The sequence below is a fragment of the Flagellimonas marina genome (assembly GCF_042651185.1).
In the GTDB taxonomy this organism is placed as follows: domain Bacteria; phylum Bacteroidota; class Bacteroidia; order Flavobacteriales; family Flavobacteriaceae; genus Flagellimonas; species Flagellimonas marina.
Genome location: NZ_JBHSCL010000004.1, coordinates 617,126 through 638,873 on the forward strand (window position 1 = coordinate 617,126; position 21,748 = coordinate 638,873).

20 protein-coding genes are annotated in these 21,748 nt (G+C 37.1%); 7 read left to right on the forward strand and 13 right to left on the reverse strand.

Going from position 1 to position 21,748, the window contains the following annotated elements; genetic code table 11:
- The first annotated feature begins 77 nt into the window (after positions 1–77).
- From ACFOWS_RS06330 to ACFOWS_RS06340, 3 genes are read left to right on the forward strand one after another with little or no spacing between them, the layout of a single operon-like run.
- Entirely contained in the window at positions 78–1,301 is a 1,224-nt protein-coding gene (locus ACFOWS_RS06330) for a HEPN domain-containing protein (protein ID WP_379763097.1), read from the forward strand.
- Complete coding sequence (locus tag ACFOWS_RS06335; protein ID WP_379763098.1) at positions 1,288–1,722, forward strand: hypothetical protein; 435 nt, start codon at positions 1,288–1,290, stop codon at positions 1,720–1,722. Before ACFOWS_RS06330 ends, ACFOWS_RS06335 begins: the two co-directional genes overlap by 14 nt.
- 30 nt (positions 1,723–1,752) lie before the next feature.
- On the forward strand, positions 1,753–2,076 hold the full coding sequence (locus tag ACFOWS_RS06340) for a hypothetical protein (RefSeq protein ID WP_379763099.1): 324 nt from the start codon (positions 1,753–1,755) through the stop codon (positions 2,074–2,076).
- Between the two features lie 44 nt (positions 2,077–2,120).
- On the opposite strand, the gene ACFOWS_RS06345 is transcribed toward ACFOWS_RS06340, so the two are convergent.
- The 8 genes from ACFOWS_RS06345 to ACFOWS_RS06380 all read right to left on the reverse strand — a co-directional run bounded on the left by ACFOWS_RS06345 (position 2,121) and on the right by ACFOWS_RS06380 (position 12,094).
- The gene (locus ACFOWS_RS06345; RefSeq protein ID WP_379763100.1) at positions 2,121–3,050 is read right to left on the reverse strand and encodes a hypothetical protein; all 930 of its coding nucleotides are present in this window, start codon (positions 3,048–3,050) and stop codon (positions 2,121–2,123) included.
- 1 nt (position 3,051) lies between these two features.
- The gene (locus tag ACFOWS_RS06350; protein ID WP_379763101.1) at positions 3,052–5,370 is read right to left on the reverse strand and encodes an ATP-binding protein; all 2,319 of its coding nucleotides are present in this window, start codon (positions 5,368–5,370) and stop codon (positions 3,052–3,054) included.
- A complete protein-coding gene (locus tag ACFOWS_RS06355) occupies positions 5,363–6,595 on the reverse strand; it encodes a DNA cytosine methyltransferase (protein WP_379763102.1) in 1,233 nt (410 codons plus the stop codon). Before ACFOWS_RS06355 ends, ACFOWS_RS06350 begins: the two co-directional genes overlap by 8 nt.
- Positions 6,592–6,804: a helix-turn-helix transcriptional regulator gene (locus ACFOWS_RS06360; RefSeq protein WP_379764490.1), complete on the reverse strand. Its 213-nt coding sequence runs from the start codon at positions 6,802–6,804 to the stop codon at positions 6,592–6,594. Before ACFOWS_RS06360 ends, ACFOWS_RS06355 begins: the two co-directional genes overlap by 4 nt.
- Before the next feature lie 256 nt (positions 6,805–7,060).
- Positions 7,061–7,498: a hypothetical protein gene (locus ACFOWS_RS06365; RefSeq protein ID WP_379763103.1), complete on the reverse strand. Its 438-nt coding sequence runs from the start codon at positions 7,496–7,498 to the stop codon at positions 7,061–7,063.
- Positions 7,499–7,819: 321 nt separating this feature from the next.
- Entirely contained in the window at positions 7,820–9,220 is a 1,401-nt protein-coding gene (locus ACFOWS_RS06370) for an amidohydrolase family protein (protein WP_379763104.1), read from the reverse strand.
- Positions 9,213–10,613, reverse strand: coding sequence for an amidohydrolase family protein (locus tag ACFOWS_RS06375; RefSeq protein ID WP_379763105.1), 1,401 nt, complete (start codon positions 10,611–10,613; stop codon positions 9,213–9,215). The genes ACFOWS_RS06370 and ACFOWS_RS06375 overlap by 8 nt, the downstream gene beginning before the upstream one ends.
- An 89-nt stretch (positions 10,614–10,702) precedes the next feature.
- The gene (locus ACFOWS_RS06380; RefSeq protein ID WP_379763106.1) at positions 10,703–12,094 is read right to left on the reverse strand and encodes a M61 family metallopeptidase; all 1,392 of its coding nucleotides are present in this window, start codon (positions 12,092–12,094) and stop codon (positions 10,703–10,705) included.
- Between the two features lie 736 nt (positions 12,095–12,830).
- Between ACFOWS_RS06380 and ACFOWS_RS06385 the strand changes: the two genes are divergently transcribed.
- The gene (locus ACFOWS_RS06385) at positions 12,831–14,651 is read left to right on the forward strand and encodes an SLC13 family permease (protein WP_379763107.1); all 1,821 of its coding nucleotides are present in this window, start codon (positions 12,831–12,833) and stop codon (positions 14,649–14,651) included.
- Between the two features lie 208 nt (positions 14,652–14,859).
- On the opposite strand, the gene ACFOWS_RS06390 is transcribed toward ACFOWS_RS06385, so the two are convergent.
- The 4 genes from ACFOWS_RS06390 to ACFOWS_RS06405 all read right to left on the reverse strand — a co-directional run bounded on the left by ACFOWS_RS06390 (position 14,860) and on the right by ACFOWS_RS06405 (position 17,957).
- The gene (locus ACFOWS_RS06390; protein WP_379763109.1) at positions 14,860–15,534 is read right to left on the reverse strand and encodes a DinB family protein; all 675 of its coding nucleotides are present in this window, start codon (positions 15,532–15,534) and stop codon (positions 14,860–14,862) included.
- Positions 15,535–15,567: 33 nt separating this feature from the next.
- A complete protein-coding gene (locus tag ACFOWS_RS06395) occupies positions 15,568–16,221 on the reverse strand; it encodes a class I SAM-dependent methyltransferase (RefSeq protein ID WP_379763110.1) in 654 nt (217 codons plus the stop codon).
- A 4-nt stretch (positions 16,222–16,225) separates the two neighbouring features.
- Positions 16,226–16,771, reverse strand: a complete 546-nt coding sequence (locus ACFOWS_RS06400; RefSeq protein ID WP_379763111.1) for a dihydrofolate reductase family protein — start codon at positions 16,769–16,771, stop codon at positions 16,226–16,228.
- A gap of 568 nt (positions 16,772–17,339) precedes the next feature.
- On the reverse strand, positions 17,340–17,957 hold the full coding sequence (locus tag ACFOWS_RS06405) for a TetR/AcrR family transcriptional regulator (RefSeq protein WP_379763112.1): 618 nt from the start codon (positions 17,955–17,957) through the stop codon (positions 17,340–17,342).
- A gap of 560 nt (positions 17,958–18,517) precedes the next feature.
- Here ACFOWS_RS06405 and ACFOWS_RS06410 point away from each other — a divergent pair.
- The 3 genes from ACFOWS_RS06410 (at position 18,518) to ACFOWS_RS06420 (ending at position 20,728) form a co-directional block, all read left to right on the forward strand.
- The gene (locus tag ACFOWS_RS06410) at positions 18,518–19,120 is read left to right on the forward strand and encodes a Crp/Fnr family transcriptional regulator (RefSeq protein WP_379763113.1); all 603 of its coding nucleotides are present in this window, start codon (positions 18,518–18,520) and stop codon (positions 19,118–19,120) included.
- A gap of 84 nt (positions 19,121–19,204) precedes the next feature.
- The gene (locus ACFOWS_RS06415; RefSeq protein ID WP_379763114.1) at positions 19,205–19,597 is read left to right on the forward strand and encodes a DUF6326 family protein; all 393 of its coding nucleotides are present in this window, start codon (positions 19,205–19,207) and stop codon (positions 19,595–19,597) included.
- Between the two features lie 72 nt (positions 19,598–19,669).
- On the forward strand, positions 19,670–20,728 hold the full coding sequence (locus ACFOWS_RS06420) for a hypothetical protein (protein ID WP_379763115.1): 1,059 nt from the start codon (positions 19,670–19,672) through the stop codon (positions 20,726–20,728).
- A gap of 438 nt (positions 20,729–21,166) precedes the next feature.
- On the opposite strand, the gene ACFOWS_RS06425 is transcribed toward ACFOWS_RS06420, so the two are convergent.
- The gene (locus ACFOWS_RS06425; RefSeq protein ID WP_379763116.1) at positions 21,167–21,712 is read right to left on the reverse strand and encodes a hypothetical protein; all 546 of its coding nucleotides are present in this window, start codon (positions 21,710–21,712) and stop codon (positions 21,167–21,169) included.
- Between the last annotated feature and the right edge of the window lie 36 nt (positions 21,713–21,748).

Consider the following 21,748-nt stretch of genomic DNA (forward strand, 5'->3'; position numbering starts at 1 on the left):
AAGTGTTTATGGTGGGGTACTTTGGAATGTGGCCTTAATATGGTCAGTGATTCACGAACCCTTTAAACCACGAACACATGAAGTATCACACAAACATATCGGAAAACTTTGAAAGAGCGGATGAACTCTCCAATTTGATCGACAGCATACTGAACGTGATTACGATTGATGCCGTCTTTTTGTCAAGAAAGCAAATAGAGGGCAATTCCACTTATCATATTCTAACACTCTTTACCGATGTCGATAACGATCCCATTCCAAATGAGATACTGGCATTAGTGTCAAAGCTTGGGAAAGAGCATCCCGATTTCAGGATAAGGATCTATACCGAGGAACAATCCGAGATAGGTCTTTCGCGTGGGTCGCTCTATTTCTTGGAACACTGCTGCCTTGGGGATACGGTATATGCTCGCATGGAGGGTGCAAACTATTTGGACTATCCTGAAATGACTCTGACCAATATCATCAAAAGAACTTCACGCTATTATGATTCGGAAATGAAGAAGGTAAAAACCTTTGCCGATACTGCCGACATATTGATAAAGGAAGGGGACTTTGCCATTGCCACCTTCAACATGCACCAAGCCTTTGAGCTTGCTTTCCGTTTTATAGAGCAGATGTGCATTGGAAGAAGTAAAGTTACCCATAGCATCATCAGCCATATCAACTATTGCAGGCATTACTTTCCAACGATTATTCCGTTTTCCAAAACATCGGAATTGGACAACAATGAACTACTGCTTCTATTGGAACATGCCTATAGTGTAGCACGTTACGGCAATGAATTTGAAATAGACAAAACTCAGACTCAGACCATCCAATCCGAACTAAGGGAATTTATTGAAAAGGTGCAAGCCGTTTATATCAGGCACTTTGACCATTGTAAGCATAGGATTGAGGGCGAGGAGGATTCCACCGATGAAACCCAAATTGAAGCCCATAATAATGGGTATGAACCTGAAGAATCCCTATGGGAAATACTGAAAGATTGGGAGGAAGAACACTTTATAACTTTGATGTCCTTTAACGGACACAAGACCATAGACATCACCACAGAGGGCTATTTGGACTCTTCATTCATGATTTCCAATTTGATAAAGGTATGTATTACGGCAATGGAATCTGATATGTCATCCAATCGGGTGGTTCCAGAGCCGGAGCATATTATACGTGAAGTGCTTGGATATGTATTGGATATGATACCCCATGATGAGATGAGATTTCTCGATAAGATCAGCAAACTGCTTTCGGAACCGAAATACAATCATGAATCCAAAATAGCATACTATGAAGAAGAATAAAAAGCTAAAGACCTTGGAAGAGATTCAACAGTTGAGGAACAATCTTTCAGGATTGTTAAGGAACAAAAAATCAATGAACCCGAATGAAGAAAAGCTAATAAAGGATTTGAGACTTCACTCAAATGACCATTCCCCTACCTTGGTTCCCCATCCATGGTTCAAGGATAAGTTCCAACCCACGTTCTTTTATCTTGACGGCCACGCCGACCTTTTGCTTAGCGTTCGCGCATTGATATACCTTTCCATGAGGGCAATAAATCCCGAATTGGGGTCGGACGATTTAATGGACAGGAACGAAGAGGAATTCATTCATCAAGCGATGACCATAGCCAACCGATTGATGCCAGTTGGGGAAGAGGCTTTGATGGATCATTTGAACCTATTTTATCGGGAAGAAAAGAAAGCCAAAGAAGAGGGCTAATTTAAGAAAACAACGAGTAAAGCGATAGCAATGAAAAAGAGCAAAAAGGAATTGAAAAAAATAATGAAATCCGCAAGATATAAGTTGGAGGTACTGGAGCCAACCAATCTACAAAAAGGTAAGTTCAGACCGTCTTTTGTTTTATTGGATGGATACTTGGATCTTTTCGACACGATAGAGGCTTTGATCAATGTGTGCATTTTGGCGACCCAAGGCGACCCATATTCCCCACCAAGCGTAAAACAACCGGGCGAGGATATACGGAAGACTTTGGAATTGGTCACACAACTTTTGCCATTTGAAGAAGGGGAGTTTTTGGATGAAATAAACCAGCTACTCAAGAAAGAACGTTGAGTTAAAATGAAAAAATTGTAAGATGTATTCGCGACTATTATTGATTAGATTCCAAAATGAACTTTCAATTTGTCAAAATTATTTTTATGCGCAATAATTGATTTCCTAATTTGGACACAGGAGTCGATGTCGAATTCAAAATCTTCTTTTCCATATTGCCCTTTTAGAACTAGCTTACCCTCTTTTTCTTCTGCCTTTGCGTGAGCAAACTTATTTCTGATATCAATTATTTCAGTAAAATAGGTTTTATTTTGGTTCAAAAATTCGGTTAAAATCTGGTCATCATTTAAAGATTTAAATTCTTTGATTGCCTTTCTGAAAATCTGCCATTTTCTGTTTGCTTCAATTAACCCAAATACATTTTTAAACCCCATTTCTGCAAGTTTACCTCTAAAATTTTCAGGACTCTTTTCTAAGAAGTCAGAAACATATTCTTCGACTATTGAGGATAATTCTTTTTCTGATTTTTTCAGTTTTTCTATAAGTACGTAATGAGTTAGTCCTTCAATTGTTACATCGAGTTCACTGGTTGCCGAGGTTATAATTCCTCTGGTTGCATTAAGGTCCAATAATTTCTCTAAAGTTAATTCTATGAGTTTCTCGATTCGTTCGAGAAGTGTGTCTCTCCCAGTGTGAAAACTAATTCTGTCAAGAAATGCGAGCCTATTTTTTACTTCTTGATCATCTCTAAAATTTACCTTTGCAGAATAAAAAAGAATTTCAGTAAGGTACTTATCCCTTATATTCTCAATTATTTTGTCTCCAGTTGTATTGTCCAACTGATAATCCGAAACAATCAAATCAAACTTTGTTTTTTTGAGATGGTCATCAAGTTCTTTTTCATCAAAGAGGGTAACGACATTTGGTTCAAACCCCAAATCGGAAAGGAAATCGTTGAGCCTTTCTATTTGTCCTCTTTCTATGTATTCGGGTAGATCGTTATCAATCCATAGAATGTTGTAATGTAGTTGCATATTACTTCTTAAAAGTTAAAAGGAATTCAACCCCAGGTTTAATATTGTTGTTTACCTCTATGGTGGATTTCATTTTTTTCATGATATCTCGAATATGGTAAAGACCAAGTCCTGAACCTCTAGTTGTTGTGAATCCAAAATCGAATATTTGATCAACAATACTATCTTTTACTCCTTTGCCGTCATCTGAAAATTTAAGTAAAGTTTCTTGCTTGTTGATTTCTACCCATGTAATATGAATCGATTTTGCTCCATTTTTCAAGGAGTTATTCGTAAGGTTATCTATAATAATTATTAAGTCTATTGGATTGAACTCCATCGTGAACTTTAAGGTTTTCGGAACATCAAAATTTACGTTTAAAAGCTCACGATTGCTTATTAAATCTTCTCTTTTACGATATACATTTTCAATATATTCATTAATAAAGGCCACAATATCCTTCTTGACCTTATTTGAATGAATATTAAAATTCACCTTTTTGAAGTACTTAGCAAATGAGGTTACTTTAAGGTTCTCAGAACTTATACGCTTTACTATTTGTAAGATTTTATCTTTATTATCACCTCTATTTATCGATTTGACCAAATCTTCTATATCCATCCGAATGAAGTTGGTTGTAAGACCTATATGGTGAAGAATGCTTTCTAGATTTTTGGTATCATCACTTATTTCATCTTTAAGAAAATTGTTTTGACCTATTACATATTCTAGCTTTTCTTCAGACTCCTTTCTAAGTTTTTCTTCATTGGCTGCCTTGACCTGCGCTTTTTTTGAATCCTCCTTAGTTTCTTTTATTGCTTTTTCAATTTTCTTGGCCTCCTTAATAAGGTCTGGGTTGCCTGATTTTTCAGCAACATTAGTGATGTTTTTAACTATTTTATCGACACTCTTGTTCTGTTTTTCGGATATTATCTCAAGAAAGTCCTTGTCATATTGAATGTCAATTATATTCTTGGAGTTAATAAATCCTGCAATAATTCCGAGTATTTCTACTTTGACATCTTTTGGCCAGAGTTCGGGAAGTAATTCACCGGTTTCCTTTATTAATTTTTCATCCCCCCACCTAATTACATTTACAACATAGTTTTCTAGTCGTTTTAGTACATACTCATAAAAAAAATCTACAAGTTGATAATAGGTACTAGTTTTAACCAGACCACCATCACGGCTTGTGATTTCTCTAAGTTCCGGCTGATCTCCATCAATTTCTATTCTACCTATTAAATCTCTAGTTCCTAGAAATCTATTGTAACCCTGTTGTTTTCTTCTATCAATAAGAAGAATGTCCTCCCCTTCCTCCCCAAAGGGATATACCCTGAACCCATTCTTGTACATAAATACTGAGCCGTATTCAACGGAGCGCATTCCCATTATTCTATGAAAATTCTGCTTAGCCTTATAATTGAGTTGAAATAGATAAACTTTAATATTATGCAGTTCTTGAAATGGGTTTTTCTCTTTCAAGTAGTAAATAAGATCTCCTCTGTCTTGAAGAGTAGTTTCAATATATTTTCCGTCCTCTGAAATGTTGACTAGTATGTTGGATGTTTTTATCTCCAGTGTTTCAAAAACCGAATTCCTTATAGTCCCATTAACAATTTCCCAGTCACTCCTTTTCTCATTTTTTTTGTTGGGCAGAAGATCAATTGGTTTTTCGTCCTCTGCCACAATTTCTATTGAAAAGTTCTGACTATCATTTTCTTGATTTGGGTTTATTAACTTGACTAAGGATCTTTTAAGGCTTAAAATTCTCTCCCTGTCCCAATCATCTCTTAAACCTGAAATCTCTAATGATGTACCATGTTTATATTTAAAATTGGATGTTTTTAGGCGGTCATGAGAAACATTTATGTTTACGAACTCCTCTTCATCTGAATTTTCGAAGTCTTCCCAGTTAACCTTTAAGTTTTCGATTTTGGGGTTGGCTTCATCTTTTATTGTTACCATGTTCAGGTATCGGCCAAGTCTATCACAAGAAAAACGACCAACCCCTTTAGCACCGGCGAAAATCCTGTTGACTTTTATTTTGTCGCGATAATCATCATTCTCTTTACCAAGTCGTTTTGCGGAATAGGCAACAAAGAGCCACTTGTTTTTAAGGTCATCGTAATTCATCCCCTTGCCATTATCAGAAATTATAATCTTATCCGATTTTGGGTGGTCATGATTGTTTTCAAAACGGACTTCTACCTTGGTTGCGTTTGCATCAAAAGAATTCTTGACTAATTCAAAAACGGCAACGAATTCATCTGTTATTAGTTCCTTGCCAATTAAGTCTTTAAGGGCGGCACTTATTTTAAAAGTTTCTGAATTAGGCATTGATAAAATCTTTTAAAGCTAACCCAGCTTGCTCACCAAAAAGGGGTGGAATTGCATTTCCGATTTGTGTATATCTGGGAACCTCTGTTCTTCTCAGATGGCCTCCTGTTGTATACTTTTCTTTAAAAGCATACCAATCAGGAAAAGACTGTATTCTGGCATATTCACGGACGGTCAGAATTCTGGGTTCCGAATAGTGGACATAATCGTCTGGATGACTCGTTAAAGTTGGTGCCTTATCACCTTCAGAAAGTACTGTAATGCCTCGCTTCTTGATATTAAAAATCTTTTTTATTTTACCCTCTAATTTTTTTCCTCGCGGTGCATTCTCTATTAAGTTTTCAAATAGACTAATAGTATTTTCTCCGTGATTTGAAAACCTATGGCTATCTGGAATATTATTTTCATTCTCACCTCTTAAGAAAGTTTGATAATTGGATTCAATTTTTCCATATTGAGCGGATTTAAAACCTTTTGAATCCGGACTTTCAACTTCACCATGTTGAAATAATAAATCCGAAATGGCATCTTTTAGGGATGTATTTAAGCCAATTCCTTTATTTATCAAAAAAGTCTCTTTGTTTGCAAAAAGTTTATCAAAGAAATTTGATGGGGTACATGATTTTTCAATTTCTATATCTTTTCGAATACCAACTAATATAAAGCGAGTTCTTTTTTGAGGGATACCGAAATCTGAAAAATTAATTAGTTCACCAGCAACATCATATCCGATAAAATTCTTACCCGAGCGTCTCAAAGATTTTTCAACTAATTCAGAATACTTCAGACCTTTACTTTTATTCCTTTGAAAGCGTTGTGTAAATCCCTTGACATTTTCAAAGAAAATAATCTTAGGTTGAACAACTCGTATGAATTTTATGTAAGAATGAATTAATTCATTCCTTTTGTCATTTTCAATTCTTCTTCCTGCTGTGGAAAAACCTTGGCAAGGTGGTCCACCTGCTACTAAATCAACTTTTCCCCTTAATTCATAAAGTTCATTTGCATACCCCTTCAAAACTTCATTGATATCATGCTCCTTTTGATCAAGCCAAAACGGCCAATCAAAATGGTTTAAATTATCGATAAGATTATGTTTGAGTGTAGAAAAAGCAAAAGGGCTTTTCTCAATTGCAAATATACCTTTCCACCCAGATTGATTCAGTCCAAGAGATAGTCCACCACATCCAGCGAAGAGATCAATATATGTTCTTTTTTCACTCATTTAGTGGTAACTACTTTAGTTGGATTTAACAATTCTCTTATATCGATATCCAAAGCCAAGGCTACTTTATGAAGATTCTCCAATGACGGTTGCCTCGAATTAGTGCACCACTGAGAAATAGTGGATTCATCTTTGCCTATCTGTTCGGCTAGCCACTTATTTTTCCTTTTAGTTTCGGCAAGAACTACCTTAAGTCTATTAATTTCGATACCCCCTAATTAATTTGCGTTTAGCGCAAATTAATTAACTTTATCGAAATAGTCATAGTAATATTTGTTAATATCGAAAGGAAGAATGTGAATTTTAAATTTTAGGGCTTTTCAGAGACATATGCCTTATCTTAATTTTCAGAAAAGAATAAAATGGAATGTTTTTTCTAGTATTCTTATTGCATACTATATTATTAATAGGAGCTTCTTCATGACTACAATGGTAAAACAGATGTTTCTTGATAGAAACCAGTAATCATTGGTTGGCTAATCTATATCCAAAACCTGGACCATCACATGGAAGGTAACCTCCATTAAATATTTCCTTAGTGTTCAAAATAGAGATATGCTCTTTAAGAGAAATTCCACAATTTTGAATTAAATAACTGTCTTCTTCATACTCGAATTCATAATGCTTCGAGTCATCTGATTCGATTAAACGGTAACTACCTTTGGCAATACTGGTACTGTCCGGGTACACCCTTCTTTTGACAAATTGATTGTCAGAAGAAAGCTCAATGAATTCGTTAAACTCCAAATCCTTCTTCTCGATGATTTCTCCCGACATTCCTGCATTGATATATTGAAGTTCAAAAAGGTTGTTTCCTTGAAGGTCAATTTCTTCATCTGTGCTATCACAAGACTGATTGATTACTAAAGAAATTAATGAAAGCAATAGAGCAAGATTTTTCATGGTAAAAAGGAATTGATTTATCTATTAGATACATTGAACCTTACTTCGTTGCTTATCAAAAAAATGCCTAAATTAGTGGTGTAAAACTCCCATAAGTTTTGCCTCTGGATGTGCCGATTTGAACACGGTTCAGGGTTCGGTTAACTGGTCTTAGTTAACGGTGTAAAAAATTGAAAATCAACTATTTATGTTCATAGAGATGGGCCTGCCACACCGACCATCAAGCAAAAGACTGCTAACTTAGTCAGTGGCCTTTTTTGATTTTATCGAGCGCAACGTTATAAAGCTATAATAAATGTAAAAAAGGACGAATTCTGATATTCATTGCGTTTTTAGAGATGCTTTCAATGCACTAAGTTTACTTCGATCATAAATAGTATTTCCTTTCAAGACCAAGTCTATACTTCCAATATTTTCAATGTTCTCAAGAGGATTCTCAGTGAGCATAATTATATGAGCCACTTTGCCAACTTCAATGCCACCATAATATTCCTCAAGTCCAAAGAACTTTGGACCGCTTATGACTGACGTTGATAAAGCCTCCTTAGACGTGAGTCCCGTTTCAACTAGTAATGCCAATTCGCTATGTAAAGCAGCCCCAGGATAAACATACGAATTGGATGGGCCACAATCTGATCCAGCTAGAATAGTTATACCCGCTTGATACATCGGTAACACCAAGCTCCGTTCCCTAATGTCCATATCATGAATCAATTGCTTTCCTTCACGACTTCTGTTTTGGGCTTGCTTTATTCTTCTTTCATAGGTTTTTTGAATGCCAAGTCCTATCAGCGGTAAAAGGCTATCCACAGTAGGATCCATTTTGTCCAGTTGCATAATCACTTGTGAAACATATAAAGTTGGGGTGACATAGAAATCCTCTGAAGCCAGTTTGGCAATAGCATCTCTTGCGAGATCTTCATCATAGGTTTCAAGAATTTGTGGGAACATACCAAAACCTAGGTTTTGTTGTCTTAAACTATCCCCAATAGGAGAGGCAAGGCTTAGAAAAGAAAAAAGGTGTTCAACACCATCAAGGCCCAATTCAACAGCTTTAAAATGATCTGCGGACAAGGGTATATGTCCTGTTACTTTAAGACCGCGCTTTTCGCACGCTGATATAATACGGTAATATAGTTCTGGAGATAGTGAACTGGCATAGATTTTCACAAAATCGACTTTTAGGTCTTCCAGTGAATCCAAAGCAGGTAGGATATCTTCTAACTTGCCGATTGGAATTGATCCGACCCAAAACGGATCGGCACCGTCAAGCTTTGGTCCTGAAGTGAAAATATTGGGTCCGGTCAGTTGACCTTCCCTTATTTCATTTCTCCATTGCAGTACCCTTTGTGAAATATCACCTCCCATATCCCTAACAGTGGTCACACCATGGGCAATAAATAGAGGCAATAAGTCTTTATTTTCGTTGATCAAGGAATCACCACCTCTAAAATGAACATGATTATCCCACAAGCCCGGCATGACAAACTTTTCTTTGGCATTGATAATTTGATTGGACTCATACCTATCTGCGGATGCCATATTGGCGACCAATTGAATAGTGTCGTTGTTGATACCTATCAACTTCCCAGGTAAAACCTTTCCACTCTCTACATCAATAACCGAAGCGTTGATAATTAGTAAATCAAATTTTTCTTTGGCCTTCGGTTGACAGGCAACCATAAAAATCAAAGTAAAACAGTAGACAGGTATTTTATTCATTGTGAATAGGATTTATAACTCCGGATCTCATGACATGGGTTATTGAGCGAAAGTTGGTAATATCAATTGCTGGGTCTTCTTCTAGAATGATAAGATTAGCGAACTTTCCTTTTTCCAAGGTTCCAAAATCATTAGCTCTCTCCATTGCTATGGCACCATTTTGTGTAGCCATTATTATGATATCCTTGGGTTCAATTCCTGCTTTTTGCATAATTTCCATTTCATCGTATATGGATATTCCATGAAAAGTGCCCGGATTCCCTGCGTCCGTAGCCACTGCAACCCGTATTCCAGATTCATGCACTTTTTTCAAGTTGAGCATCATTATAGGTTCGGTTCTAAGACATAGATTCTTTAATAAGCTTATGCGTTCTTCAAGATTAAAATCTTTTGGTAGCTTATCTAAATAGTCAGTGCTTGTTTCTAAAAAAGTTTTTGCACGAACATCCAATGCATTATTAGCATCATCAAAATCACGTTTTTCCTTAAAGGATTTAAATGCTTCTAAATAACCTCTAGTTACAGTTATTGTTGGTAGGTAGATAATATCATTCTTTAGGGCCAATTGTATAAATTCTTCATCTACCTCTTTATCATCAACACTATGTACCAGAATCTTAGCACCAAGTCGTAACGCTTCTTTTGCTTGGTCTAAACTTGTGGCATGAACAATGAGTTTATTGTTTTGGTTATGGGTTTCATCCGCAACCGCTTGTAGGCTTTTCATAAAAGAGGAGTCCTTTAGCATAACCCCCCAAATTTTAATCCCTGTAGAACCTAGTTTACTGTATTGTTTTACGGTTTCCCTTCCCATTTCTGGCGATGACAAATACACCATTTGTTTTGCGTCTGAGGTATTAAAGTAGTCAAGTCGTGTTTCATCAACACCAGAAAGTAATGGTCCTGATGCAGCTACATGAGGTGCTTTATAATTGTTTTCAGCTTCTTTCTGTCGTGTAATGCTCCATAAAAACCCACCTACGTCATAAACACCCATAACACCGGAACGTAAATAAGCATCATAATAAGATTGAGGATTGTTTTTTAAATCATTTTGAAGTTCGTCAAAATCAAAATAATCTCTTAAATCCACAACGTTTGGTCTTGCATCAAAAAATCCAGTTTGAGCAAAATGAATATGAGAATCTATCAGTCCAGGTGTAACAAATTTCCCAGTAATATCAATTATTTCAACTGATTTTGGAATGTTTACCGTTTTATCGCCAATCTCTACTATTGTACCACCTTGGATAATAATTATTCCGTTTTTAATTACGTCACCTTTTCCATTATAAATGGTGGCATTTTTTAGTACAATCACATCAGTTGGCTTATTTTGTGTGCAACTGCATATAAATATGAGACACAGTAAAAAGTAAAATTGTTTTTTCATGTTTTAATTTATAGCTAACGAACTGGCTACATGTAGTAGCCAAGGAATTGAGCCTATTGACATGTAGCTACTGTTACATATCATTTCAACTATTCCGGGGCATTTTGCCATTTGTTCCATACCGGACTTAAATCCACACCAGTAGCCTGAGACATTATAGATTCAATCTCATTGTATTTAAATGCTCTTTGATTTTCATTTGACCAACTGAGCAATCCAAGAATAGCATCCTTAAAGGATTTTTTCCCGTTGGTTTGTTTTTGAATATACTCATCTAGATCATAAGCCATTAAAGCTCCCCTTGAAAAAAGATTTTTCCCTATTCTAAAATCAGAGGCATATTGGGTCGAACCCAAAAGAGATAATTCCTTTAAGGATTTGGCTTTAATAAAATCCGGAGCATTGTCCACGGTGGTCTTCCACCAGTTTAACCTTTCCTCGTTAGTGAGGATTTCTTGGAAAGAAACATACCATATAAATCCTTCGTTTAGCCAGATTGTCTCTATCAGGGGCGCCACCTGCCATGCAAATGGGCGGTATCCTTCCCCCCAGGACCTTAATGGAACCCATGAATGTCCCATATGATGTATGATTGTTCCCAAATCTCTATTGGGATAAAATTCCTTTGAAATATCTCGGTGCGCCGTCATGCTATTTAAATGTTCCATATTAAAACCATAGTCATGTCTCTCTGAAATAGGTGTTAAAAACTCATAAACTAAGGTGTAATGAGGCATAGGAACGTATCCGAAATAATCAGCCAGTTTCTGCAGCGACAATAAGGCTGTATTTCCAATGCTTTCCAAATCAATGGTTGTCTCACTCTCACTATAGGCCGCTACAAATAAGGGAATTTGTGCTTCTTCAACACGAATCACCTGAACGCCCTTTCCTAAGAGATACTGAGCATCAACTAGTACGGCATAGTTCTCTACCCCATAATTATCCATGCCATATTTTCTTTTGGTGTCGGGGCAGAGAGTACTAAAAATAGGCCATGAAGAATCGGTTTTGATCGTTAGATTGATTGCTTCGCTTTCAAGACCTTCAATAAATCCGAACACGGAATACCCGAACAGTCCAAGAAAGTCTTCTCTGGCTTTGGAACTCGAAGAGGCATCCAATAAATCAATTTCCATTTTTTGTATGTCGACGGTATAACTCACTTTATTCAGAAGGTCATTACTTTCTCCAAATGTAAAGAAGCTTCCGTCCCCTATCATCCCTGATAATTGCTTTCCTGTAGTGGTATAACCGATAACATTATCAACAAAGGCCATATAGTTGGTCAGAATATAGGTTCCCGGTGCACTTCTTGGAATTACCAGTTTAACATCTTTGGTTGCAAATGAATCAAAATTTACTTCAACAACAGCCTTGTTTGAACTTGTTTTATAGTTTAGAAAATAGGAAAGCTTATTTTGTGCATGTAAAGAGACGTTAACTATTATGATCGAAAAAAAAATTATAACTCTATTCATGTTATAAATGTTGTGTAACGTCAAGTGGATATGGCAAGTTGCGTTGCGAACTTGCCAGCAAAAGCAATGGTAGCCTTAAGATGCAAATGCATCTATTGCACAAGTTAGGTAAAATAGTCCCTGATAATCATTAAAGTATGGAAAATCACTCAACCTTTAAATATACAGGGGAAAAGAAGTACCAAGAAAGGCTGTTCGCTTTAAGTATCAAAGTCTATTCATATCAAGAAGATTTATTCTATAAAAATATTCATGGCTGAAAACAAACAGCATAAATATTATTATATTTATAGATAGTTAAACACATGAGATTTGTGTTCAAAAGTTGTTTATTGCTTTCCGTGTTCTTAACGGGAATACCTTCAAGATTGCAGTGTTAAAATAATAATATTCAACAAGATAAGATTTCGTCGATGATTCAGTCATCCCGACGAGTCTTAATTTAGATAAACTTAAAATAACTGTTAATCAATCGATTAACAGTTATTTTTTTGTTTAACACATCTACTAATACCTCTTCTCTCCCTACAATTTTCCTAAAATAAAGAATTGTTGGTAAAGATTAGTTTAGACCATTCAATTCCCAAATCGCCCTCTTCGACTAAGTCCTGTTTTTCCGGTTAAGCCCAAAAGTTAGCTTAAAAGAATATTAAAATGCCCCATTTGAATTATAATCTCAAATTTCAACATATTTCATTAAACAATTTCTACCTTAATCATGGCAAATTAATTATTTATGACTACCGAAATCATTCTTGTGTTTCTTGTATTGCTGACCACAGTGATCCTTTTTGCATTTGAGGTATTTCCGGTTGATAAAATTGCCTTTTTCATCATTGTTTCCCTTGCTTTATTGGGGCTTGTCACTCCTGAGGAAGCGATAAGCGGTTTCTCGAACAGTGCTACAATCGCTGTCTTGTCACTTATGATATTGGCCATTGCAATGGAGGAAAATGGGGTGATTAATTGGTTGACTTCGGGCATGGGAAGGGTAAAATCACTTCCTCTATATTTTATGGCGCCAATTTTCATGTTCGTTACCGCAGGTATCTCAGCCTTTATCAGCACCACGGCGGTGGTTATCGTTTTTATCAAGATAACAAACCAACTTTCCGAAAAATTCAAAATCCCAAAATCCAAACTACTGTTGCCTATTTCGTTTGCAGGAATCCTTGGAGGATCGTGTACCTTGATGGGTACTTCAACAAATTTGATTGTCAATTCAGTATCTATAAATCTAGGTATGGAGAAATTGACATTTTTTGAATTCACACTTTTAGGTTTGGTTTTTCTCTCCATATCAATAGTCTATCTAACCCTTGCCTTACGATGGCTACCTTGGGGAAAAAGCAAAAATATTGATGAGGATTACGACCTGAACAATTATATAACCACTGTTCGGATCAATGAAGGATCGCAAATGGTAGGAAAAAAAATCGAAGAGACCTTTCTCTTTGAAAACCCAGAAATTTCATTGTTGAAGCTCACTAGAAACAACAAAGCGCACAATTCCCCTGGAAAATACATAACCTTAAAAACGGGAGATGAAATCTTGTTGATTTGCGACCTGCAGAATCTGTCCAGACTCAACAAATCGGAAAACCTGAGTTTGCACGAAAAGAAAAACCTTTTTGAATCTTCACTCGAAGAGGGACAAGAGAGGGAGAGTGGGTCCAACGAATGGGAGCAGGTCTTTGTACAGCTATTGATGCTTCCCGGTTCACCCTTCCTTGGGAAGACATTGGGCAACATCCGATATTCGATGCTACAAGATGCGGTTCCCCTTGCCATAAAAAAACGGAAGACGCTCACGAATATAAAAGAGAGGTACATTCGTAGTAGTATGGATAAATTGGCCTTAAAACCCGGGGATAGGATATTGGTACAGGTGGAAAAGCAAAATATCCGTGCTTTGGAGGCTCTGGAAAATGTGGTTGTTTTACAAGAATTTGAAACCAAGAACCAAGCCTCCCGTTTTAGAAGATATTTTTCCTTGGCCATATTGTTGTTGGTGATAGCTTTGGCCGCTTCTGGCCTTCTTTCGATTATGTTAAGTGCGTTGACTGGTGTCTGCCTTCTGTTGCTGACAAAAAACTTGGACCTGAACACAGTTTATAAAAAAGTGAACTGGCAAATTTTCTTTCTTTTGGCTGGAATGATTCCCCTTGGTGTGGCCATGCACAATTCGGGTGCCGATGTTTGGGTATCCAAGGAGTTGTTGAACTTTTTAGGTGGCCAACCCAATTTTATGGCCATTGGCACCTTGTTTTTTGTGACCATGGTGATGAGTGGGGTGGTCAGCAACAATGCAACGGCCATTATAATGACACCGATTGCCATTTCCGTGGCACAGGGCATGAACCTTGACTTTAAACCATTTATTCTCGCTGTGATATTCGCGGCCAATTTTAGTTTTTTTACTCCGGTGGGCTATCAAACCAATACCCTTGTGTACAGTATCGGTAATTATAAATTCAAACACTTTTTGATTATTGGCGGTATACTGTCGCTGTTGCTTTGGGTTGTGGCCACTGTACTTCTGGTGAAGATGTTGTAATTGATTGATATTTATCTATTATTTAAAAGACAAACGATAAAATTGACGATTATCACAGGTGCGATTACTTCAAAATCCAGCAACCTAACCCCAGTCCAAATATGCAAAAACATCAAATCCAACGGATGGATATGAACCTGTGGGCAAAAAAAGCATATAATTACTTCCTTGATTTTGGTACTATGGCTTGGAATGAAAGGACCCTCTATTAATCCATTGAACTCTTTGTTAGTCCCTTAGGCAATCTATTTACCAAAAATTTGATTTGTCCGCCATGGTTGGATTCATGTTCGCATACGTGAAACCATTTGCAATAATTATTTGTTGGTCCCCAATACCAATGGGGGTCGACCTTCATTAGCCAATCATCGTCTCTATCGGCCAGTTCCTTCATGGTATTTTCTCGTACTGTCTTCAGTTTGTCCAAATAAAAATCCAAATCGTTTCCTTTAATTGATTGACGTGCTTTAGCTCCCAAACTGGAAGCTATGCTCCACTCATCCTTATCGGTTTTGTCCCAATGCCCCCATTTCTTGTTCTCAAAAGTGTGCAATTGATAGAACCGTTCCGTTGCAGCCAAATGCAATAACATCGACCCAATGGAATTGGCGGACTCATCAAGCAGATAATCCAGATCTTCCATGCTAAGTCCCTGGATGGGCAAAAGAATCTCTGCCCGCATCCAGTCCAACATTGAAACCAAGATTCCTATTTGTGGAGAGAAACCCTCCCGGTGGCCAAAAATATTTATGTTATCAGCACTAACACTGTGGGCATCAAACCTTGCTTGGGACATGAGCCACATCCCGTTCAATCCAAATGGAAGAAACGAAGACTTCTTAATGAAATCCCTTCGGTCTAATGCAGTTGCATTTGTCTTCATAACTTTTTTATTAAACTATTGATTCTGGGGCATTTATTTGATGGCTCTTCCCCTTATTTGGGGAATTATAGGGATAAATGGTGAATACAGGTTGTATGGAATCAGCTCTAAGCTACTGAAACCACTGGACTCCAATACGGATTGGGTATCCCTGTTTGTGTGGCAACCTTCAAAAAACCAATGCCATGGTCTGTGTACCAATTTTTGAAATAGGGATAGAAAACTGTTGTCCCGTGCCTTTACATGTTCAATAAAAACAAAAGTTCCAGAAGGTTTTAAAATCCGTTTTACTTGTTGCAGACACTGCTCTGGGTCACTTACCGTGCATAGAACCAGTGTGCTGACCACAAAATCACATGAATTGTCTTCTAGGTCAATTGATTCACCTTTTATAGTTCTTATGTCCAGATTAATTCCATATTTTTTTGCAGCTTTCTTCAAGTTGTTATGCATATGAACGTTGGGCTCAATAGCGATTAAACGGGTTCCTTTTCTTAAATATCTCATGTTGGCACCAGCCCCCGGTCCAATTTCAACGACGGTATCAGGGTGGTCTTTGAAGAGTGTTCTCTTGGACTTTCCAAATAGATGGTCCAAGTATCCAGAAAGCACTTTGAACATCCACGAATTTAGAGGTCCTCTTATGCGATTTGTCTTGTAGTCGGTATCTTGCTTTGTTGTACTCATTGTTTTAGTATTTGATTTTATAGGTGTTGATTAATAAACCACCATCGAAGGTTTCGGAACCGAGCAATTCCAATTGAACAGATTTCTTGGAACTACCAAATAATTTCGTCCCTGTTCCCAATAGAAATGGGTTGATTTTCAATTTCAGAATGTCAATTCTTTCGTTGTCGAGCAGCCATCCGGCAAAAACGCCGCCTCCACATAAGTAAACATCAGTGGGCGATTTAGCTTTAATACTGTCTATTTGATTCAATTCGAGCTTGTTGATATGGACATTGTTTTCCTGGTCATCAAAGTGGAGTGAATCGGAAAATATATGGTGGTTCATGTGGGGGTATGGTGCTCCTCCAGGCTTCAACCCGAATTTATAGCCAAACTCATAGGTCTTTCTCCCCATGATCACCGTTTTATAATCATTTAAATCCGAGATATATTTCTGTACCCCATCGCCTTCTGCAACAAAGCCGCTTATATCTTCATCCTCTCCACATATATAACCATCCAATGAAGTTGCTACGTAGTAAACTATTTTGTTTTTAATGGATTCCATGTATTATGTTTTACGGTTTGATATTTACTTTTTTATTTGATTTAGGAGTTCTTGTAAGAGACAGGAACTATTTATGCTTGGTAATATCCCGAAACATTAGCATTGGGTAATTGATTTACAGTACTTTCCATGAATGTTGATACATGAAATTATACAGACTAGATGGTACAAATATTATATTTTTTGATTAACTATACAAACTAGTCTGTTATATTTTTTGTTTTTCTAAAATTACATGGGTTTTTACGGTGGCAGAATTACATCTTCTATGATAAGAATGTTCCGGACAGGTATTTACGTTTTAAGCATTCAAGCTGAACATCTGAGATAGATAACAGGAGAAATACATCTACAGGTTTACCTTGAAGGAAGAGGTGAAATAAAAATATGTCATGGCTTTTGGGAAGTAAAGACAAATACTAGGGTGGAAACTGCATTGTTGGAAGCACCGTCCAGCTTCATCACTTTAGTGGTTCGGGAGGCAAAGGTCTGTAACCAAGAATATGTGAACGTTTTACGAGCGTTTAAATGAACCGTAAATCTAACCTAAGCTTTGATTCTTCTTGTGTTATGAAACCTTTCTTTCGAATAAAAGTTGAAAATGGTTTTTTAAGAGCTGTAACTGTTTCGCTGTAATTGAGGGGTCCTTCAGGGCCCTCGAAATAACGAAAGAACCCTCAAATGTTACAAAGAAATTATTGGCCAATTCATCTATATTCGTTTCCATTTTTAAATCATATTCTTGCAGTACGGCTTTCAACAAGGTCTTGAAGGTTTCCTTCCATTTAAGGATTGCCTCTTCAACCGTATCCAATACCTCTTTATCAAATTGGTCTGGCTCATAGGTGTATGACGCATACAAACAACTCGGGGGGCTAGACAAGTCGGACATTAAGTCAATAAATTCCTGCACAAATTGCGATAACCTCTCAAGGGGAGCTCCTTTCAAGTGTTCCGTTTTCTTCAAAGCAGCTTCCATGTGGCCCATATCATCCTGGGCAAATTCTTCTATCAAAGCTTTGGCCAAGGCACTTTTGGTTTTAAAATGATAAAAGAAAGCACCTTTAGTTATCCCCGTCCTGTCCAGTATTTGATCAATACTTGTACCAGCAAAGCCTTTTTCAAAGACGAGTTCCTTTGACTCTGCGAGTATTTTGTTCCTAGTTGGTCTACCATCTCTTGCCATATGATAAAAGTAAAAAATAAACAAACTAGTTGGTATGCTTACTAAAAAGAAAAGTGCTATGAGCTAATCGGTAACTATTATCAACCCGACTTTTGATAAACCGATACATGGTTCAGTGATCTATGCTACTGCTATTGGCGTGGGTGTAATTAATAAGATCACTTTAACAGGCGAGGTTTCCATATTTGTTGGAAACAGAAAGACCGAAACTTTAGATGGGACTATTTGATGCATCTTTTAATTTACGAAAGGTATTGCTGTGAATCCCCTTCTTATAACACGCTATATCTTGGAATTTGATGGAAAAGTAGCATTGAGGGTCATTACTTCGTTAAATCTACTAAGGAAGCACGGCCTTAAAATAGCCCAAAGGGTCTTCGATTGGAAGGCCCTTTCCATTGTAGAGCTTCTGTAAAATCATCCGATGTGACCATGGCACTGGATTAAATTATAATTCAAGAAAAACATGAAAACTTGATCTGTTTAAATTTACAGTTGAAACATTAATTGTAACTTACCAATCGGAGAATAACGATGGCCAAACACAAGAGAGCTTCAAGATGGGTACGGATAATTTACTAGTTGATTACTTTTCTCAATATATATCATTAAGTGAAGAAGAAATTCAGTTGATAAAAGAAGAGAATATAATCCGTGATTATGCCAAAGGAGATATTCTTTTAAAGGAAGGACAACTTGCCAAGGAATGCTTTTTGGTGTTAAAGGGCTGTGTTAAAAGGTATTATTTGGAAGATGGGGAAGAGAAGATTATGGAATTCTATACGGAAAACGACCCTATTGCCCCTGTTAGTTACGCCACAAAAAAACCTTCCAAGTATTATTTGTCTTGCGTGGAACCCAGTATTATTTCAACAGGAACGGAAGAAAGAACAGAGCGATTCCTTAGAGATTTTCCGCATTTTATTCCTGCATTCTTAAAGATTGGAGATACCTTGTCAGCAAAGAAGCAGATAATTGCCGATAGTTTTAAAAATCTTTCTCCAGAAAAGCGATACTTGAAGCTTTTGGAGGACAGACCTGACTTGGCAAACCGTGTTCCCCAATATATGTTGGCCAGTTATTTGGGAATTAAGCCGGAATCGTTGAGCAGGATCCGTAAGCGATTGTATTCAAGAAAGCTGATCGCTCCCCAAAACCCCTAAAAACTTTTAAGCCTTGCCATTTCTTGACTCAGGTCAATGAATTTCAATTTTTCAATTAGCATTTTTGCCCCTTAATCAATACCAATGAAAATGCTTAAAGAAAACCCTAGGTCTTTAATGTCCACCCTATGGATTTTTGTTCTTCTAAATATGATTTTTAGAGACCTTCATGAATTGGCCAAAAAGAGTTATATCGAAAATATTTTATCCTCGAATATCAATGAAGAACTCCTTCTCATTTTCGGATTTATCCTTGAAATTCCAATTCTCATGGTGGTACTTTCAAGAATTTTAGATGGCAAGTTGAACAAATGGGCAAATTTGTTTGCAGTTTCCGTGATGCTTATTGGTTTTTCTACAACCTTGAGCACTGCAGATATGGACGATATCTTTTTTATGGCTATGGAAACTTTGGCATTGTTGGCAATTACAATCATTGCTTGGACGTTGCCAAAAACTAGGACGCAATCAATTTAAAAATGCTTTAAACTTAAATCCCATGGCACAAACATCCTTTAAAACTGTTGCCGATTCATAAGTCAAAATAGAATGAAGTCCGTAAAAAAGAAAAATGCAGTGAACGTTCGAAGAAAAGATGAAATGAGATTTTTTAGACAAATATTCCATTGTATTGCACTCCTTACCATATTGGCGTTTTTACCCATGGTATTGGAAGGTTGTGCTACACAAAGAGCAATCCGCTTAAGAAATAAGAGTATAAACGCTTGGGAGCCTAAACAGCATAATGCCCAGCAGAAAGCCCAAATTAAAACTCTAAAACCAGATGAAAAGGAGGATGTTTCTGGAGAACAGACTGTAGAAGAAACCTATTTTGGACTAAAGGCCCCTGGTTTGATTCCTGAACTTTTTGCTCCGGGCATTGTTTCTACCGATCATTTTGAAGTGGAAGGAACTTTTTCTTCAAACATCAAGGAATTTTACTTTTTGAGACAGCGCGCAGGAGAAAAACCTAAAAACCTCTTTGTTGCCTATAAGGATGGCAAATGGGTCGGCCCGCAAGAAATTGAAACCTCAAGTGAAGGGGAGGTTTTTATCTCTTCTGACAATAAAAAGATGTATTTGGGAAATGCGTATCGAGAGCGAACAGATGAGGGATGGTCAGAAATGATAAGCTTGGGTCCCCCGTTTCAAGACATGAACATTATGCGCCTAACTGTTTCATCCACGGACACCTATGTTTTTGATGAACGTGATGAAATTGGGACTTTACGCTACTCAAGAGTAGTCCATGGTAAACGTCAAAGGCCCATACCTTTTGGAGTACATATCAACTCTGGAAAATGGACGGCGCACCCTTTTATCGCACCAGATGAAAGCTATTTGATTTGGGACAGTGAACGAAAAGGTGGTTTTGGGGGAGCGGACCTTTACATTAGTTTTCGCCAGAGTGATGATTCGTGGGGACCAGCAGTCAACCTAGGCGAGCACATCAATACCGAACATGATGATATTTATGGGAGCGTTACTGCGGATGGTAAATATTTTGTCTTCCAAAGAATAGATATGAACGAAACAAATCCGTCAGCGAATATCTACTGGGTGAGTGCAAAGGTCATTGAAAATCTCAATGGAAAAAACAACAAATAAGATGAGCGGCAAGGAAAACTATTTTCAAGATGAACTCCCTGATTGTGCAAGTACCCTTAAATCGGACGAGGGAGAAAGCCTAAACTTGAAAGGGATTTAGGTATCCAATGATCTGTCTAATAATCGATGGGTGTATACGAAACTGTACTTCCCAAAGACCATTGGAGCCAAGCGGCACTAACATCGTTTCATGGATGAAACATTTATTGTAAAAAGAATCACCCCTTTTCAAGCGATAAGTTTAATTTCTATAACTCAAGTGGTCATATATAGCTGAATTGCTGTTCAGATGTATGGCTCTACTACAGTTTAGACTCGGTTAATTGACTTTGGAACACAGCTACAGCTACTCATCTTGTTTGTTGAACCGTTGTATGGGCGTCTCTTTTTAATTCCTCTTATCCGATGCTTGTTTTTTGAATACGGTTGAATCGGAATTTAATCTTTTGATTTGGTGTACACACTTTTGGAGAAAGGAAACCATGTTTTACCCTTATCAAAAGTTCCTTCCACCATATGGGTGAATTTATGACTTTCCACATCCATGTAAGAAAGCCTAAAAGATAACTCTTGACCATCACCCATGATTACAGGTTTATCGGATTCAAGATTTGTGAAAATAAGGTTACCATCTACCCATTCGCCAAAGTAAATATCCATGAGGCCATATTCTTTGTCCATGGCAGATAGCTTGTAGCTATTAATTCTGCTATCAAAACCAATATGGGTAATCATGTTGATTTCCCCAAAATCAGTCAAATACATTGCCTGCTCCTTGATGAATCTACCATCATGCTCCAATATAATATTTGCCCAAGAAGACCCAATACTGCTCCAGCCTTTGTCCTTTTTATTTGAAAAATTCTCAATAGACCAAGTACCCTCCATAAAAGCCAAGTCTTTCATTTTTTGTGGAATTTCGGCATCTTGGGCTTTTACCAAAAAGATGGATAAAACAAAAAATAGAACAGCCAGTTTTCTCATGTAATTATTTTTTAATTGATGACTTTCAAATATAAC

Excerpts from the sequence above, each read along its gene's own strand:
- ACFOWS_RS06330 (WP_379763097.1), top strand. The coding sequence starts at position 78 with ATGAAGTATCACACAAACATATCGGAAAACTTTGAAAGAGCGGATGAA.
- ACFOWS_RS06335 (WP_379763098.1), top strand. The coding sequence starts at position 1,288 with ATGAAGAAGAATAAAAAGCTAAAGACCTTGGAAGAGATTCAACAGTTG.
- ACFOWS_RS06340 (WP_379763099.1), top strand. The coding sequence starts at position 1,753 with ATGAAAAAGAGCAAAAAGGAATTGAAAAAAATAATGAAATCCGCAAGA.
- ACFOWS_RS06345 (WP_379763100.1), bottom strand. The coding sequence starts at position 3,050 with ATGCAACTACATTACAACATTCTATGGATTGATAACGATCTACCCGAA.
- ACFOWS_RS06350 (WP_379763101.1), bottom strand. The coding sequence starts at position 5,370 with ATGCCTAATTCAGAAACTTTTAAAATAAGTGCCGCCCTTAAAGACTTA.
- ACFOWS_RS06355 (WP_379763102.1), bottom strand. The coding sequence starts at position 6,595 with ATGAGTGAAAAAAGAACATATATTGATCTCTTCGCTGGATGTGGTGGA.
- ACFOWS_RS06365 (WP_379763103.1), bottom strand. The coding sequence starts at position 7,498 with ATGAAAAATCTTGCTCTATTGCTTTCATTAATTTCTTTAGTAATCAAT.
- ACFOWS_RS06370 (WP_379763104.1), bottom strand. The coding sequence starts at position 9,220 with ATGAATAAAATACCTGTCTACTGTTTTACTTTGATTTTTATGGTTGCC.
- ACFOWS_RS06375 (WP_379763105.1), bottom strand. The coding sequence starts at position 10,613 with ATGAAAAAACAATTTTACTTTTTACTGTGTCTCATATTTATATGCAGT.
- ACFOWS_RS06380 (WP_379763106.1), bottom strand. The coding sequence starts at position 12,094 with ATGAATAGAGTTATAATTTTTTTTTCGATCATAATAGTTAACGTCTCT.
- ACFOWS_RS06385 (WP_379763107.1), top strand. The coding sequence starts at position 12,831 with ATGACTACCGAAATCATTCTTGTGTTTCTTGTATTGCTGACCACAGTG.
- ACFOWS_RS06390 (WP_379763109.1), bottom strand. The coding sequence starts at position 15,534 with ATGAAGACAAATGCAACTGCATTAGACCGAAGGGATTTCATTAAGAAG.
- ACFOWS_RS06395 (WP_379763110.1), bottom strand. The coding sequence starts at position 16,221 with ATGAGTACAACAAAGCAAGATACCGACTACAAGACAAATCGCATAAGA.
- ACFOWS_RS06400 (WP_379763111.1), bottom strand. The coding sequence starts at position 16,771 with ATGGAATCCATTAAAAACAAAATAGTTTACTACGTAGCAACTTCATTG.
- ACFOWS_RS06405 (WP_379763112.1), bottom strand. The coding sequence starts at position 17,957 with ATGGCAAGAGATGGTAGACCAACTAGGAACAAAATACTCGCAGAGTCA.
- ACFOWS_RS06410 (WP_379763113.1), top strand. The coding sequence starts at position 18,518 with ATGGGTACGGATAATTTACTAGTTGATTACTTTTCTCAATATATATCA.
- ACFOWS_RS06415 (WP_379763114.1), top strand. The coding sequence starts at position 19,205 with ATGAAAATGCTTAAAGAAAACCCTAGGTCTTTAATGTCCACCCTATGG.
- ACFOWS_RS06420 (WP_379763115.1), top strand. The coding sequence starts at position 19,670 with ATGAAGTCCGTAAAAAAGAAAAATGCAGTGAACGTTCGAAGAAAAGAT.
- ACFOWS_RS06425 (WP_379763116.1), bottom strand. The coding sequence starts at position 21,712 with ATGAGAAAACTGGCTGTTCTATTTTTTGTTTTATCCATCTTTTTGGTA.